Raw genomic sequence first — 15,179 nt, forward strand, 5'->3', positions numbered from 1 at the left:
ATGATCCCGGTTCCCGGTTTCGAGGGGCGTCGTGTCGCGGTCTTCGGCCTGGGCCGGTCCGGGATCACCGCCGCACGCGCGCTTCAGGCCGGCGGCGCCGTCCCTGTCCTTTGGGACGACGGCGTCTCGGGCCGGATGCAGGCCGAGGCGGAGGGCTTCATCGTCGAGGACCTGACCCGCGCCGACTGGTCCAGCTTCGCCGCCCTGGTCCTGTCGCCGGGCGCGCCCCTGACCCATCCCAAGCCCCACTGGACCGTCGAGCGGGCCCATGCGGCGGATGTCCCGGTCATCGGCGACGTCGAACTGTTCGCCCGCGCTCTGGACGCAATGCCGCAAGGCCAGCGCCCCCGCGTCGTCGCCATCACCGGCACCAACGGCAAGTCCACCACCACGGCCCTGATCGGCTGGGTGCTGAAGTCTGCGGGCCTGACCGTCCATATCGGCGGCAATATCGGCATCGGGGTTCTGGCCCTGCCGGCCCCGACGCCCGACGCCGTCTATGTCATCGAGGTCTCGTCCTACCAACTAGACCTGACCACCAGTTTCGCGCCCGACGTGGCCATCCTGACCAATATCAGCCCCGACCATCTGGACCGCCACGGCGGCATGGAAGGCTACGTCGCCGCCAAGGCGAGGCTGTTCTCCAATCTTCATTCTCGTTGGATCGAACCCGACCCCGAAGTTGGGCCGGAGTTTGACTCGCATGGGTCTCCGCTTGCTCTGGTCGGAATCGACGATCCCTTTGGGGCGGAGATACATCAGGAACTGATGGCAAGGGGGGAGGGACGTGTCATGGCGATAGCCCCACGTAAGCCAGGCCCGCCATTCGTCGGCTACGCGTATGACGTCGACGGTGTGTATCATGGAGCGACAGGCTCATCTGAGATGAACCTCCGTCTTGCCCGCTCGCTCCCCGGCCGCCACAACGCCCAGAACGCCGCCTTCGCCTACGCCGCCGCCCGCGCGCTCGGCGTGTCGCACGATGCGGCGGTCGAGGGCCTGCTGACCTTCCCCGGTCTGGCGCACCGCATGGAGGCCGTGGGCCGTCTCGGGGGCGTTCGTTTCATCAACGACTCCAAGGGCACCAACGCCGACGCCGCGCGTCAGGCCCTGGCTTCCTACCCGTCCGTCTTCTGGATCGCCGGCGGCAAGGCCAAGGAGGGCGGCATCGACAGTTTGCGCGACCTCTTCCCCCACGTCGCCAAGGCCTATCTGATCGGCGAGGCCGCCGACGCCTTTTCCGTCGCGCTGGCCGACACCCCCCACGTCGTGGCCCACACCATGGAGCGCGCGGTCGAACTGGCCGCCGCCGATGCCGCTGCGGCCGGCGGCGAGCAGGTTGTCCTGCTGTCGCCCGCCTGCGCCAGCTTCGACCAATTCCCTGACTTCGAGGTGCGGGGCGAAGCCTTCCGCGCCGCCGTCCTGGCGCTGGGCGCGAAAGCGGAGCCCGCCGCATGAGCCAGAGCTACAGCCATCCCTTCTCGCGCAACGACCAGAGCCTGATCGCGCGTTGGTTCTGGACCGTGGATCGCGGCCTGCTGGGCGCGGCCCTGACGCTGGTGGCGCTGGGCGTCTCGCTCAGCTTCGCCTCCAGCCCCGCCGCCATTCTGGCGGATGAATCGATCACCGATCCCTTCCACTATTCGTGGCGGATGATCGTCTGGGCCAGCATGGGCACGACCCTGATGCTGACCACTTCGCTGTTGTCGCCGCGCGGGGTGCGGCGGATCGCGGTCCTGGCCCTGTTCGGGGCCATTGTGGTCATGGCGGCGCTGCCCTTCATTGGCGATACGGTGAAGGGCGCCGCGCGCTGGGTGAACCTCGGCCCGTTCAGCCTGCAGCCCTCCGAGTTCGCCAAACCCGGCCTGATCGTCTTCGCCGCCTGGATGTTCGCCGAGGCGCAGAAGGGGCAAGGGGTTCCGGGCGTCAGCATCGCCTTTGGCCTCTGGGCCCTGACGGTGGGTCTGCTGCTGATCCAGCCTGACATCGGCCAGACCCTGCTGATCACGACCACCTTCATGGCCGTCTTCTTCATGGCCGGGGTGCCGTTGAAATGGGTGGCCGTGATCGCCGCCATGGGCGCTGGCGGGGTGGTGTCGCTCTACTTCACCTTCAGCCACATGCGCGACCGCCTCAGCCGCTTCCTGTCGCCCGAGACGACCGACACCCACCAGATCGACCGCGCCTCCGAGGCCATCCGCGCCGGCGGTCTGGTCGGGCGCGGCATCGGCGAGGGCGTGATGAAGCGCCACGTGCCGGATCTGCACACCGACTTCATCTATTCGGTCGGCGCCGAGGAGTTCGGTCTGGTTCTCAGCCTGATCCTGATCGGCCTCTACGCCTTCATCGTCATTCGCGGGATGAAGAAGGCGATGAAGCTGAACGATCCGTTCGAGCAGACGGCGGCGGCGGGCCTCTTCATGCTGATCGGGCTGCAGGCCTGCATCAATGTGGCGGTGAATCTGAACCTGATCCCGACCAAGGGCATGACGCTTCCCTTCATCAGCTATGGCGGCTCGTCGATGATGGCCATGGGCCTGACCATGGGGTTTGCCCTGGCCCTGACGCGGCGTCGTCCGGGGGCCTATGAGCCGGGCTCCAACATCTCCCCGCCACGCCGTCGCCTGCTGCCGTAAGAGAGTTTCCGCATGAACAAGGTCTGCGTCGTCGCCGCCGGGGGCACTGGCGGTCACATGTTCCCCGCCGAGGCCCTGGCCCGCGAACTGGCCTCACGCGGCTGGCGCGTGGTTCTGGCCACGGATACGCGCGGCGAGCAGTACGCCCACGCCTTTCCCGCCGAGGAACGTCTGGCGCTGGACGCCGCGACTGGCTCCGGTCCCATCGGCCTGCTGAAGGCCGGTCTGGCGATCTGGCGCGGCGTGGGGCAGGCCAAGTCGGCCTTTGACCGCACCGGCGCGGACGTGGTCGTCGGCTTCGGCGGCTACCCCTCGGCTCCGGCCCTGGTCGCCGCCATCCTGCAAAAGCGCCCGACCCTGATCCACGAACAGAACGCCGTCCTGGGCCGCACCAACCGCATGCTGGCCCCGCGCGTCGGCGGCGTGGCCTCGGCCTTCCCGACCCTGGGCCGCGCGCCCGAGGCGGTGAAGACCCGCGCCCAGGTCGTCGGCAACCCCGTGCGCCCCGACATCCGCGCCCTGTTCGACCGCGCCTATGTCGCCCCCGCAGGCGACGGCCCCATCCATGTCCTCGTCACCGGCGGCAGCCAGGGCGCCCGCATCCTGTCCGAGACCGCGCCGCGCGCCCTCGCGGCATTGCCCGAGGCCATTCGCAACCGCCTCAAGGTCCAGCAGCAGTCGCGGCCCGAGACGCTGGAGAGCGCCCGCCAGATCTATCTGGAGGCCGGCATCGCCGCCGAGGTCGCCCCCTTCTTCCGCGACATGGCCGACCGTCTGTCGAGGGCCCATCTGGTCATCGGCCGTGCCGGGGCCTCGACCTGTTCGGAACTGGCGGTGGCGGCCCTGCCGTCGGTCCTGATCCCGCTGAAGATCGCCATGGACGACCACCAGACCCTGAACGCCCGCGCCCTGTCCGAGGCCGGCGCCGCCCGCGTCATCACCGAGGACGACGTGACGGTCGACCGCCTGGCCGCCGTTCTGGCCGAGGTCCTGTCCGACCCGGCCGAGCTGGCCATCATGTCCGCCGCCGCCCGCTCGGTGGCGATCCCCGACGCAGCGCAGCGGCTGGCTGATCTGGTGGAAGCGGCGGCGCGCTGAAGCGCCGCATGGCCTTGGGTCGCGCGGCGAAGCTGGCTAGGCTGGCGCCATGCCCCAGTTTGTCGTCGATCTGACCAACAACGTCTTCGCCCTGTGGAACCAGTTCTACTGGCTGCCCGAATGGGCGGTGATCACGATCATCACCGCCGTCTTCGTCTTCATCGGCTGGGCGGCGAACCAGGTGGTCTTCGCCCTATTGAAGCTGGCGGTGCGCAATCGCGACGTCTTCTGGAAGGGGATGCTGGGCCGCGCCCGGCTCAAGGTGCGGATCGCGGTGATGATCATCGCCCTGGCCCTGGCGGTTACGGTGTCGCCGCTGGACCCCGAGCCCTCTTTGTTCATCCGGCGTACCCTGTTGTTCGGGTTCATCCTGGTGTGCGGCTGGATGATCGCCGGAGCGGTCGACATGGGGGCGGTCGTCCATCTGAAGAAGTTCAACATGGACTCGGAGGACAACCTCCTGGCCCGCAAGCACGTCACCCAGACGCGCATCCTGCAGCGTGTGGCGGCCATCCTGATCGGCCTGATCACCCTGGGGCTGGCCCTGTTGACCATTCCGGGCGTGCGCCAGTGGGGCCTGTCGCTGCTGGCCTCGGCGGGCGTGGTGGGCATTGTCGCCGGTCTGGCGCTGCAACCCTTCCTGACCAACCTGCTGGCGGGCATCCAGATCGCCACGGCCCAGCCGATCCGTCTGGACGACGCCGTCATCGTCGAGGGCGAGTGGGGGCGGGTCGAGGAGATCACCTCGACCTATGTGGTGGTCAAGCTGTGGGACTGGCGGCGGATGATCCTGCCGCTGACCTATTTCATCCAGAAGCCGTTCCAGAACTGGACCCGCGACGACAGCCGTCTGATCGGGGTCGCCTTCCTCTATGTGGACTATGAAGCCCCCATCGACCGGCTGCGGGTCAAGCTGGAGGCCATCGCCCACGCCTCGCCTCTGTGGGACGGCGACGTGGTGTCCCTGCAGGTCACGGACATCACCGCGCGGGTGGCCCAGGTCCGCTGCCTGACCAGCGCCAAGAACGCCTCGGTCGCCTTCGACCTGCGCTGCGAGGTGCGCGAGAAGATGCTGGCCTTCATGCGGGACGAGTGTCCGGAAGCCCTGCCGAGGGATCGGGTGGACCTGGATCGGAACGCGACGCCTCTCGACCCTCGACGGATCGAGGCTGGCTGAGCCTGCGCGAGATTGGAAAAGTCGAGCGCGTCATGACGCTTGATCCTCGGGTCAAGCCCGAGGATGACGGCCAGTGGGGGCGGTGGGAGAACCGTCAGTCCTTCATTCGCTCGCGCCCGATCCGCACGGCGTCGGCCGTGGTGACCGCATCGGCTGTCCGCGTCTCGGCCCCGCAGGCCACGGCCGCCAGTTCCGCCTCATCGCCGCCGGGCGCGATGGCGTAGGGCGGGGCCTTCTCCGGCGTGATCGGACCTTCGGCCCCGTCGGCACTCAGCGAGGCGAAATCGAGCCGGTCCGCCGTCTGCGCGGCGCAGTCGAACCGCCACCAGGACCAGCCGCCGGCATAGGCGACGCCGCCGATGACCATGTCCTCCTCGCTGACCTGAAGCGACCGCATTCGCACGCCTTCGCCGTCCGGCGTCAGCGAGGCGGCGTCGGCGAAGACGGCGAACCGCCCCACGCCGGTCAGCACCAGGGCATGATCCTGCGCCGCCGCGCTGGTCGCGGACAGGACGAGGCCGGCCGTCAGGACCGCAAAGGCTCGCGTCATCATGGCATCCCGTGTTTCGTTAACCGCATCCGCAAACCACGTGTTGAGACGCCGCGTCTATAGTGAAGCCATGTATCAGGAACCGCTCGGAGTCGATCTCGCCGCCGCCCCGCCCGACCGGCGGGCGCGTGAACGTCGCCCGTTCCGCCAGAAGCGCCGGCCCGATGAGCGCGTCCGCATCCTGGGCGAGACCGTCGATCTGATGCGGCCCGAGGAAGTCCTGCTGCACGTCGAACGCTGCATCGAGGCGGGTCAGCGCAGCATCATCGCCAACCACAACCTGCACAGCCTCTACCTGCTGCCGCGCACGCCGGGGATGCGGCGGCTGTACGACATGGCCGATGTGGTTGAGCTGGATTCTACGCCCCTGATCCACTTCACGCGGCTGCTGGGGCTGCACAGCCGCCCTTTCCACCGCTGCACCTATCTGGACTGGCGCGATCAGTTCTGGAGCATGGCCACTCGGATGGGTTGGCGTGTCCTCTATGTCGGCGGCGCAGACGGGGTGGCGACCACGGCGGCGGAACGTCTGGCCGCGCGTTATCCGGGGGCCGTGATCAAGGGTCTGTCCGGCTATTTCGTTGTGACGCCGGGATCGGCGGAAAACGTCGCCGTCCTGGCCGCCGTGCGCGACTTCCAGCCGAACGTCCTGTTCGTCGGCATGGGCATGCCGCGTCAGGAGCTGTGGATCGCCGAAAATATCGAGGCCATGCCCGAGGCCGTCATCCTGCCGGTCGGCGCCGCCTTCGACTATGAGGCGGGTGTGCAGAAGGCGGCGCCCCGCTGGATGGGGCGGCTCGGCGTCGAATGGCTGTTCCGCCTGTTCGCCGACCCGAAACGCCTGTTCACACGCTACTGCGTCGAGCCTTGGTTCCTGATCGGCCCGGCCCTGGGCGACGTGCGCGCGGCGATGCGGCGCAAGAAAAAGCGCTGACCGACTTTCCTCCCCATTCCATGGGGAGGGGACCGCGTAGCGGTGGAGGGGGCGACGCCACGTCTGAAATCTAGGGCGTGCCTGACGAGCCGGCCGTAGCGCCGCCCCCTCCGTCACGGCCGCTATCGCGCCCGCGCCACCTCCCCATGTAATGGGGAGGAAAGACTAGCTTCACGCCGCCACGATCTGTTCCGCCTGGTTCAGGTTGACGCTGACCAGCTGGCTCATGCCGCGTTCGGGCATGGTGACGCCGTAGAGGCGGTCCATCCGGCTCATGGTCACCGGATTGTGGGTGATGACGATGAAGCGGGTGTCGGTGCGGCTGCGCATCTCGTGCAGCATGCGGCAGAAGCGGTCGACGTTGGCGTCGTCCAGCGGCGCGTCCACCTCGTCCAGCACGCAGACGGGCGCCGGATTGGCCAGGAAGACGCCGAAGATCAGGGCCGCCGCCGTCAGGGCTTGCTCGCCGCCGCTCATCAGGCTCATGACCGACAGGCGCTTGCCGGGCGGGCAGGCGTAGATTTCCAGACCGGCTTCCAGCGGGTCGTCGCTCTCGACCAGCTTCAACTCGGCCTGACCGCCGCCGAACAGGGCCTCGAACAGGGCCTTGAAGTTGGCGTTGATGACGTCGAAGGCCGCCACCAGGCGTTCCCGGCCCTCGGCGTTCAGCTCGTCGATGCCGTCGCGCAGCTTGGCGATCGCCTGGGTCAGGTCGATGCGTTCGGACTTCATGGCGCCCAGACGCTCGCCATATTCGGCGGCCTCTTCCTCGGCGCGCAGGTTGACCGCGCCCAGGGCCTCGCGTTCGCGCTCCAGTCCCGACAACAGGCTCTCGGCGCCGGCGGTGTCGCGCGGACGGGCGATGGCGTCGTCGATCAGTTTCTGGCCCAGTTCGTCGGGCGACATCTGCGCCGTCTCGCGGACGTTGGATTCCGCTTCGGCCAGACGCTCAGAGGCGGCCTCGGCGCGGGCGGCCAGACCGGCGCGGGCCTCGCGCGCGGCCCCGGCGGCGGCCTCGGCGACGCGGCTGGCGCGATCGCTGTCGCCCGCCGTGCTTTCGGCCAGCGACAGGGCTTCGGCTGAGGCGCTCTTGCGCGTCTCGGCGGCGATCAGGGCGTCCATCAGGGCGCCGCGCTGCTCGGCGAAGCCCTGGGGCGCGACCTCGGCCCGTTTCAGCAAGGCGGCGGTCTTGTCGGCGTCCTTGCCCAGGGCGGCGACGCGGGCGGCGCTCTCCTTGGAGCGCCCGGCCCAGCCCTCGTGAGCGCGGCTCAGGCTGCCCAGACGCTGTTCGCGTCCGGCGCGGTCGCGGGCTTCCTCGTCGCGGGTCGAGCGGGCGGTTTGGGCCGCCTGCCGCGCGGCGTCCGCAGCAACGCGAGCGGCGGCCAGTTCGTCGCGCAGTCCGGCGATGGTCTCCGACGGCGCCTCGACCGACTGCGCAGCCTCCAGCGCGGCCTTGGCCTCGGCCACTTCGCCGTCCAGCCGGGCGACGGTCTCGTCCAGCGCCTGAGCGCGAGCCTCGCGCCGGGTCTGGTCGCGCATCAGGCTCTCAACCCGATCGCGGGCGACGGTCACGGCCTTGTCGGCGGCGAAGGGCTTGAGGCGGGCGGTCTTCACCGCCTCCTCGGCGGCGCGGAAGGCCTCGGTCGCCGCCTTCTGAGCCGTTTGCGCGGCGTCCAGCGCGGGCTTGCCCGCGTCGATCTCGGCTTCCAGCTCGGCCAGCCGCGTGCGCTGGGCCAGACGGACGGCGGCGGGGCGCGGGGCCTCGGCGCGGCTGACGAAGCCGTCCCAGCGATAGAGGTCGCCTTCCACCGTCACCAGGCGAGCGCCTGGAGGCAATAGTTTGGCCAGACGCGGCGCGTCGGACTGGCTGGCGACGACGCACAGGGCCAGACGGGCGGCCAGTTCGGCGGGGGCGGTCACATGGGCGGCCAGCGGGGCCACGCCTTCAGGCCAGATCGGCGAGGGGGCGTCGGCGCCTGCCCAGTGGGCGGCGGCGCGGGCGTCCAGCGCCGCGTCCAGATCGTCGCCGAGGGCGGCCGCCAGCGCCGCCTCATAGCCCTTGGCCACCGACACCTTATCCAGCGCGGGCGGGTGGTCGCGCTTGCCGGTGACCAGCAGTTGCGCCAGGCCGCGCGCCTCGGTTTGCAGACGACCCAGACGGTCCTCGGCGGCGCGGGCCGCGGTGCGGGCCTCGGCCTCGACGCGGGCCAGATCGCCGCGCGCGGCCTCGGCGGCCTCGACGGCTTCGCGGGCGGCGGTCAGTTCTGCTTGGGCCGTTTCCAATGCGGTACGAGCGGTAGCCAGTTCCGGCGTTTCGATAGGGCCCAGCGCCTCGCGCTCGCGTTTGGCCTGTTCAAACTGGCCGACGACGCGAGCCAGACGGGCCTCGGCGTCGCGCTTCCTCGCGCTTTCGGCGTTGGCGCGGGCTTCGACGGCGGCCAGGGTCCCGGCCAGACGCTCGACCTCGGCGTCGGCGGCCTTGCGCGCATCCTCGGCGACCAGCAGCGCCTTCTCCAGTTCCGGTCCGCGTTCCGGGGCGGCGGCGATCTCGGCCTTCAGCTTCGTCAGTTCGTGGTCCAGCCGGTCCAGTTCGCGCTGGGCGTCGGCGGCCATGCGTTCTTCGCGCTCGACGTCGGCGTGGATGCGGGCCGCCTCGGCCTTCAGCCGGTCAATCTCGGCGCGGGCGGCCTGTTCGGCCATGTCGAGGCGGTCGCGTTCCAGCGTGGCCCGGTGCAGCAGGGCGCCGGCCACGGCGTCTTCCTCGCGCGCCGGCTTCATGGCCTCCTGCGCCTTCAGGGCCTCGGCTTCGGCCTTGGTCGCGGCGGCGCCGGCCTCGGCCACGGCGCGGTCGGCGTCGCGCAGTTCCTGGGCCGCGACCTCAGCCGCCGCCTTGGCGTCGTTCCAGCGCACATAGAGCAGGGCGGCCTGCAGGGCGCGGATCTCGGCCGAGATCTTCTTGTACTTCTCGGCCTGACGCGCCTCGCGCTTCAGCCGGTTCAGGGCCGTCTCCAGTTCCCGCCCGATGTCGTCCAGCCGGTCAAGATTGGTCTCGGCGGCCTTGAGGCGCAGTTCGGCCTCGTGCCTGCGGGTGTGCAGACCGGCCACGCCGCCGGCCTCTTCCAGAATCCGGCGACGGTTCTGGGGCTTGGCGGCGATCAGTTCGGAGATCTGGCCCTGACGCACCAGGGCCGGGCTGTTGGCCCCGGTCGAGGCGTCGGCGAACAGCAACTGGACGTCGCGGGCGCGGACCTCCTTGCCGTTGATGCGATAGGTCGAGCCCTGACCCCGGTCGATGCGGCGCGACACCTCCAGCACCGGGCTGTCGGTAAAGGGCTGAGGCGCGCGCTTCTGGGCGTTGTCGATGGTCAGGACGACTTCGGCGTGGCTGCGCGGCGGACGGCCCGCGGCGCCGGCGAAGATGACGTCGTCCATGCCCTGGCCGCGCATGGCCTTGGCCGAGTTGGCGCCCATGACCCAGCGCAGGCTTTCCAGCACGTTGGACTTGCCGCAGCCGTTTGGCCCGACCACCCCGGTCAGGCCGGACTCGATTTGAACTTCCGCCGCGTCGACGAAGGATTTGAAGCCGACGAGCTTCAGTCTCTGGAACTGCATCGGCGGGGGCTTAGCGCCCCTTGATCAGCGGGTCTATGGCCGCCGACAGGGTTTCGAGCGAATGGTCGGCGGCGCGATGGCCGTTGACGAAGAAGGTGGGGGTGCCGTTGACGCCCGCCGCCACGGCGGCCTCGATGTCGGCCTGCAGGGTCTGGCCCGTGGCGGGGTTGCTCAGGCAGGCGTCGATCTGGGCCTCGGTGCGACCGCTGACGCCGATGGCGCTCGTGTACCAGTTGCGGGCGTCGCCGCTGGCGAAGGCGGCGGCCTGACCGGCCATGAGCGAATGGGCCACGTCGAAGAACTTGCCCGGCGCGGCGCAGCGGCCGATGGCGGCGGCCGTGGCGGCGGCCTGGACGGGCTGGGTCGGCAGGTCGCGGAAGACCAGCTTGACCTTGCCCGTGTCGATGTAGCGCGCCTTGAACGTCGGCAAGACGTCATTGGTCCAGGCGGCGCAGTGGCTGCAGGTGAAGGAAGCGTATTCGATCACCGTCACCGGCGCATCGGCGCGGCCCAGGACGCGATCGGCGGGCGTCACGGCCGGCACGGCGGCCGTCGCCGAAGCTGTCGTCAGCGGCGTATCGGCGGCGAGGGCGACGGGCGCGACGGCCAGCACGGCCGCCGTGGTAACGGCGGCCGTCAGGGTTTTGATCATGTTCGGTCGCGCCCTCATCGACCTATTTCTTGGCCAGTTCGGCGTCGATGACTTCGGACAGGCCCGACAGGCTGCTGTCCAGAACCTTGACGCCGTTGACGATGAAGGTCGGCGTCCCGGTCACGCCCGCGTCGATGCCGGCCTTCATGCGGTTGCTCATTTCTTCAATGGCGGCCTTGTCGCGGATACAGGCCTCGGTCTGCTCCTGGCTCAGGCCGGCGGCGGCGGCGGCGCGGAACAGGGTGGTGCGCGGCGGAACGCCGACCATCCATTCCTTCTGGCTGGCCATGATGTCGTGGACGACGTCAAAGTATTTGTCCTCGCCGGCGCAGCGCGCGATCAGGAAGCCGGCGACGGCGATGTCCTGCGGCGGGGTCGGGAACTCGCGGAAGACGTAGCGGACCTTCTTGGTGTCCACATACTTGGTCTTGAACTCGGGCCAGACCTCCTCGTTCCAGACGGCGCAGTGACCGCAGGTGACCGAGGCGTATTCCACGACCGTGACCTTGGCGTCCGTCCCGGCGCCCAGGGCCATGTCGCCCTTGGCTTCGCCGCCGCTCTTGGCGGTGCAGCCGGCGACGGTGGCCATGGCGGCCAGGGTGGCGGCGGTCAGGGCCGCGCGGCGGCTCATCGATGCGTAACGGAACGTAGCCATGGGTCGTCCTTGAACGAGAGTGTGACTCTGAAGGATGGCGCGATTCCCTGGGGCGCGCGCGATCCGCTTGATTGTCGAGAACAGGTGCGGCGAAGGTTTGTCAACGGCGCTCGTCATCGGCGGGCTGCGACAGCACAGCGCGACCGAGTTTTCGCAGCGCCGCCTTCAGCCCGTCGGGCGCGTCCTCGACCGAGGTGGCCAACTCGGCCTCGACCGAGGCGGGCAGGGGCGGCAGGACCATCTTGCCGCGCGCGCGCGGCTTGGCGCCGGCCACGGGCAGGGGCTTTACCGGACCCTGGGCGATGCGCAGCCGCTCGACCGAGCCGGCGCCGAGAAACAGATTCACCCGCTGGATGATGTCCTCGGACTGATGCTGCACCAGCAGGGCGGCGGGGCCGGCGACACGCAGTTCCAGGGTCCCGCCGGCGGTTCCGCGGCCCTTGGTCAGCTTCTGCGGACGGGTGACGCGGGCCAGTCGCTCGCCGACGATCTCGACCCAGCGGGGCTCCAGGGCGCCGGCGCCGCGTCCGAACTGGGCGTCCAGCTTCTTGATCAGCGGGGCCAGCGACCGCCCGGCCGGGGGCGGCGGACGCAACTGCGGGCGCGTCCGGCGTCGGGCCAGGATTTCGCGGGCTTCGCTTTCGGTGGGCAGGGGACGACGCATTCGGTCTATATAGCTCGACCCATGCCCGACGTCTCTTCCCTCCGCGCCGCCCTGCTCGACTGGTACGACGCCCATGCGCGGACGCTGCCGTGGCGCGCGCCGCCGGGAAGCGCGACACGCACCGACCCGTACCGGGTCTGGCTGTCCGAGGTCATGTTGCAGCAGACGACGGTGCCGCACGCCGCGCCCTATTTCGAGCGTTTCACCACGCGATGGCCGACGGTCAGCGATCTGGCGGCGGCCCCGGACGGCGATCTGATGGCTGCCTGGGCGGGGCTGGGCTATTACGCCCGCGCCCGCAATCTGCTGGCCTGCGCCCGCGCTGTGGCCCGCGAACACGGCGGGCTCTTTCCTGACAACGAAGCGGCGTTGCTGGCCTTGCCGGGGGTGGGCGCCTATACCGCCGCCGCCGTGGCCGCCATCGCCTTCGACCGACCCGCCAATGTCGTCGACGGCAATGTCGAGCGGGTCATGAGCCGCCTGTTCGCGCTGGAGGCGCCTCTGCCCGCGGCCCGGCCTGAACTGAAGCGTCTGGCCGCTCTCTTTGTCAGTGAAGATAGGCCCGGTGACTGGCCTCAGGCCCTGATGGACCTCGGCTCGGGCCTCTGTCGGCCCAAGTCGCCGTCGTGCGAGGTCTGCCCTCTGGCCTTCGGCTGCGAGGGGCTGAAGGCCGGCGAACCGGCCCGCTATCCGCTGAAGATCAGGAAGGCCGAGCGTCCGCATCGCCACGGCCACGCCTTCGTCCTGCGCGACGCCGAGGGCCGGATCGGTCTGGTGCGTCGTCCCGACAAGGGCCTGCTGGGCGGCATGGTCGGCCTGCCGACCTCGGACTGGAACGCGGCGCCCGCCTTTGATCCCCCTTCGACCGTGAACTGGACCGAGGCGGGGGCGGTCGAGCACGTCTTCACCCACTTCAGTCTGACCCTGACCGTTCATGTCGGCGTGGGCGATGGCGACTTTCTGTGGACCGAGGCGGGCGAGGCTCTGGCCGCCCTGCCGACCGTGTTCAGAAAAGCGCTGGAGCGCGGGCTGGCGGCCTAGCCTGTCACCCTCAGATTGACCGTGCCCCGTCGTTCGCGCGGCATGACGACGACGTGGTTGTTTAACCGCTGGAAGGTCAGGTCGATGGCGCTGTCGCCGACCTCGAGGTCCAGGATCGACATCTGGTGAAGCCCTGTCGGCATGGCGGGGTTGGACACCTCGACCAGCCCCTCAGCCGCATTGATCGACACGCCGAGCACGGCCTGCAGCATCAGGAAGACCGATCCCGCCGCCCAGGCTTGCGGCAGGCAGGCGACCGGATAGGCGATGGGCGGCTCGCCCGTTTCGCGCACGAAGCCGCAGAACAGCTCGGGCAGGCGCAGTTGGAAATGGGCCGCCGCGCCGAAGACCTCGCCCAGCAGCATGGAGACGGCCTGTCGTTCGCCGTAGCGAGCCATGCCCGCCGCCGCCATGGCCGTGTCGTGCGGCCAGACCGAGCCGTTGTGATAGCTCATGGGATTGAAGCGGGCCTGACCCTTGGCCAGGGTTCGTAAGCCCCAACCTGAACGGAACTCCGCCGTCAGCATCCGCCGCGTCACCTGTCGGGCTCGCTCAGGCGACGGCAGGCCGCTGAACAGCAGGTGCCCGGCGTTGGAGCCGACAGCCCGCATCTGCCGCCCGTCGCCGTCCAGGGCCACGGCGTAGAAGTTCTGATCCTCCATCCAGAACCGCTCCTCGACCAAGGTTCGGACGGCTTCGGCTCGCGCCCGCCATTGTTTGGCGCGGTCATCGCCCAGGCGGGCGCCGATTTCCGCGAGGGCCTTCCAGGCGGCGAAGGCGTAGCCCTGGACCTCGAGCAGGGCGACAGGGCCCTTGGGGAAGCGGCCGTCCAGGTCGAAGATGGAGTCTTCGCTATCCTTCCAGCCCTGGTTGGACAGGCCGGTTTCGGCGGCGCGAGCGTAGTCGATCAGACCGTCGCCATTGCTGTCGCCATAGTCGCTCATCCAGCCCGCCGCAGCGATCAGGTGGGGCCACAGGACGCGGATGGTCTCCATGTCGTTGGTGCGCCGGGCGTAGGCCCCGGCCAGGGCGATGAACAGGCAGGTGGTGTCGACCCCGCCGTAATAGAGGCCGAAGGGCACCTCGCCCAGGGCGCTCATCTCGCCGCCGCGCGTCTCGTGCATGATCTTGCCGGGGGCGGAATCCATGAAGGGGTCGACCTCGGTCGCCTGTCGCGAGGCCAGATAGGTCAGCACCCCCTTGGCCAGGCTGGGGTCGATCCACAGCATCTGCCAGGCGGTGATGATGCCGTCGCGCCCGAACGGGGTCGAGAACCAGGGCACCCCGGCATAGGGGTAGGGGCCGGTCGGCAGGTCAGTGGTCAGCAGGGCCACGTCCGTTCGTGACTGCCTCAGCCAGTCGTTGACGCGCGGGTTGCGCGCCGCTTGGACGCTGGCGCCCCGGCGCATCCGTCGGCGCATGGCCAGGCGGGCCTGGATGGAATTCCAGCGCCATCGCGCCTGATCGGGGGCGTCGCAGACATCCAGTCCGCACTCGACATAGAGATCCAGCTTCTTGCCCTTGGGCAGGCTGAACATGAACTCGGCCCGGTTGGCGCTCATGCGGGCGGGTGGTTCGGAAAAGGCCAGGCAACTGGTCCGTAAAACCCCGTCCAGCCCGGTGTAGCTGAAGCTGACGCGGCGGCCGTCCATGACCGGGGGGTGGACCTCGCCGCGCGTCAGGCGGGGCGTGCCGCGTACCTGGAAGATGTCGGCGAAGTCGGCTCCGAACTCGAACGACAGCGGCAACAGGATGTCTTCGATGCCGTGATTGACCATTCGCACCCGTTCGAACAGCCTCTTGTCCCAGAGGAAGCGCCGTCGTTCCAGATGCAGCACCCCCGCCGGGGCCGAGCGGCCGCCCATCGGCGGCAGGGGGCGGTTGGTCGAGTGGCAGGTGAAGAAGACATTGTCCTCGGTCACGCCGGAACTCAGCCGCGACGGTCGCGCCCGCCCCACCGTCAGGACGAAGTGCGACAGCATCCGCGTGTCCCGGTCGAACAGGCCGTCGGCGCCGCTTTTCACGTCGCCCCAGTGGTCCGCCACCAGAAAGGTGTCGGCGTCCTTCAGCGCCATCAGAGTCTCGAGGCCGTCCTGATCGCTGTTGTCGGCGGCGGTGGTCTGGACCGAATAGGCGTCGTCCATGGTCTGCCTCGCTTCT

Annotated in this window: 12 protein-coding genes; 6 read left to right on the forward strand and 6 right to left on the reverse strand. The window is 69.6% G+C overall.

What is annotated here, in order from left to right; genetic code table 11:
• Genes murD through ACR9FL_RS04575 form a run of 4 tightly spaced genes read left to right on the forward strand, consistent with a single transcriptional unit; the run spans position 1 to position 4,911 of the window.
• The gene (gene murD / locus ACR9FL_RS04560; RefSeq protein ID WP_436357392.1) at positions 1–1,458 is read left to right on the forward strand and encodes a UDP-N-acetylmuramoyl-L-alanine--D-glutamate ligase; all 1,458 of its coding nucleotides are present in this window, start codon (positions 1–3) and stop codon (positions 1,456–1,458) included.
• The gene (gene ftsW, locus ACR9FL_RS04565; RefSeq protein WP_296178471.1) at positions 1,455–2,636 is read left to right on the forward strand and encodes a putative lipid II flippase FtsW; all 1,182 of its coding nucleotides are present in this window, start codon (positions 1,455–1,457) and stop codon (positions 2,634–2,636) included. Before murD ends, ftsW begins: the two co-directional genes overlap by 4 nt.
• 12 nt (positions 2,637–2,648) lie before the next feature.
• A complete protein-coding gene (gene murG, locus ACR9FL_RS04570) occupies positions 2,649–3,734 on the forward strand; it encodes an undecaprenyldiphospho-muramoylpentapeptide beta-N-acetylglucosaminyltransferase (RefSeq protein WP_436357395.1) in 1,086 nt (361 codons plus the stop codon).
• Positions 3,735–3,783: 49 nt separating this feature from the next.
• Positions 3,784–4,911 carry a mechanosensitive ion channel family protein gene (locus ACR9FL_RS04575; RefSeq protein WP_296178467.1) on the forward strand — a complete coding sequence of 376 codons (1,128 nt, stop codon included), beginning with the start codon at positions 3,784–3,786 and terminating at the stop codon, positions 4,909–4,911.
• A gap of 94 nt (positions 4,912–5,005) precedes the next feature.
• On the opposite strand, the gene ACR9FL_RS04580 is transcribed toward ACR9FL_RS04575, so the two are convergent.
• Positions 5,006–5,464, reverse strand: coding sequence for a hypothetical protein (locus ACR9FL_RS04580; protein WP_436357397.1), 459 nt, complete (start codon positions 5,462–5,464; stop codon positions 5,006–5,008).
• A gap of 37 nt (positions 5,465–5,501) precedes the next feature.
• On the opposite strand from ACR9FL_RS04580, the gene ACR9FL_RS04585 reads away from it, so the two are divergent.
• The gene (locus ACR9FL_RS04585) at positions 5,502–6,395 is read left to right on the forward strand and encodes a WecB/TagA/CpsF family glycosyltransferase (RefSeq protein ID WP_436357399.1); all 894 of its coding nucleotides are present in this window, start codon (positions 5,502–5,504) and stop codon (positions 6,393–6,395) included.
• Between the two features lie 171 nt (positions 6,396–6,566).
• Here the strand turns inward: ACR9FL_RS04585 and smc are convergent, their stop codons facing one another.
• The 4 genes from smc to ACR9FL_RS04605 all read right to left on the reverse strand — a co-directional run bounded on the left by smc (position 6,567) and on the right by ACR9FL_RS04605 (position 11,978).
• Positions 6,567–10,007, reverse strand: a complete 3,441-nt coding sequence (gene smc, locus ACR9FL_RS04590) for a chromosome segregation protein SMC (RefSeq protein ID WP_436357400.1) — start codon at positions 10,005–10,007, stop codon at positions 6,567–6,569.
• 10 nt (positions 10,008–10,017) lie between these two features.
• Positions 10,018–10,659 (reverse strand): DsbA family protein, encoded by a 642-nt coding sequence (locus ACR9FL_RS04595; protein WP_436357401.1) that lies wholly within the window; start codon positions 10,657–10,659, stop codon positions 10,018–10,020.
• A 22-nt stretch (positions 10,660–10,681) separates the two neighbouring features.
• Complete coding sequence (locus tag ACR9FL_RS04600) at positions 10,682–11,314, reverse strand: DsbA family protein (protein ID WP_436357403.1); 633 nt, start codon at positions 11,312–11,314, stop codon at positions 10,682–10,684.
• 100 nt (positions 11,315–11,414) lie between these two features.
• On the reverse strand, positions 11,415–11,978 hold the full coding sequence (locus ACR9FL_RS04605) for a DUF721 domain-containing protein (RefSeq protein ID WP_296177362.1): 564 nt from the start codon (positions 11,976–11,978) through the stop codon (positions 11,415–11,417).
• A gap of 21 nt (positions 11,979–11,999) precedes the next feature.
• On the opposite strand from ACR9FL_RS04605, the gene mutY reads away from it, so the two are divergent.
• Entirely contained in the window at positions 12,000–13,019 is a 1,020-nt protein-coding gene (gene mutY / locus ACR9FL_RS04610; RefSeq protein ID WP_436357405.1) for an A/G-specific adenine glycosylase, read from the forward strand.
• On the opposite strand, the gene ACR9FL_RS04615 is transcribed toward mutY, so the two are convergent.
• The gene (locus ACR9FL_RS04615) at positions 13,016–15,163 is read right to left on the reverse strand and encodes an amylo-alpha-1,6-glucosidase (RefSeq protein ID WP_436357406.1); all 2,148 of its coding nucleotides are present in this window, start codon (positions 15,161–15,163) and stop codon (positions 13,016–13,018) included. The genes mutY and ACR9FL_RS04615 overlap by 4 nt on opposite strands.
• Positions 15,164–15,179 lie beyond the last annotated feature (16 nt).

The organism is Brevundimonas sp. CEF1 (assembly GCF_051353055.1).
Taxonomy (GTDB): domain Bacteria; phylum Pseudomonadota; class Alphaproteobacteria; order Caulobacterales; family Caulobacteraceae; genus Brevundimonas.

Coding starts and splice junctions, on each gene's coding strand:
- murD (WP_436357392.1), top strand. CDS start 1: ATGATCCCGGTTCCCGGTTTCGAGGGGCGTCGTGTCGCGGTCTTCGGC.
- ftsW (WP_296178471.1), top strand. CDS start 1,455: ATGAGCCAGAGCTACAGCCATCCCTTCTCGCGCAACGACCAGAGCCTG.
- murG (WP_436357395.1), top strand. CDS start 2,649: ATGAACAAGGTCTGCGTCGTCGCCGCCGGGGGCACTGGCGGTCACATG.
- ACR9FL_RS04575 (WP_296178467.1), top strand. CDS start 3,784: ATGCCCCAGTTTGTCGTCGATCTGACCAACAACGTCTTCGCCCTGTGG.
- ACR9FL_RS04580 (WP_436357397.1), bottom strand. CDS start 5,464: ATGATGACGCGAGCCTTTGCGGTCCTGACGGCCGGCCTCGTCCTGTCC.
- smc (WP_436357400.1), bottom strand. CDS start 10,007: ATGCAGTTCCAGAGACTGAAGCTCGTCGGCTTCAAATCCTTCGTCGAC.
- ACR9FL_RS04595 (WP_436357401.1), bottom strand. CDS start 10,659: ATGATCAAAACCCTGACGGCCGCCGTTACCACGGCGGCCGTGCTGGCC.
- ACR9FL_RS04600 (WP_436357403.1), bottom strand. CDS start 11,314: ATGGCTACGTTCCGTTACGCATCGATGAGCCGCCGCGCGGCCCTGACC.
- ACR9FL_RS04605 (WP_296177362.1), bottom strand. CDS start 11,978: ATGCGTCGTCCCCTGCCCACCGAAAGCGAAGCCCGCGAAATCCTGGCC.
- mutY (WP_436357405.1), top strand. CDS start 12,000: ATGCCCGACGTCTCTTCCCTCCGCGCCGCCCTGCTCGACTGGTACGAC.
- ACR9FL_RS04615 (WP_436357406.1), bottom strand. CDS start 15,163: ATGGACGACGCCTATTCGGTCCAGACCACCGCCGCCGACAACAGCGAT.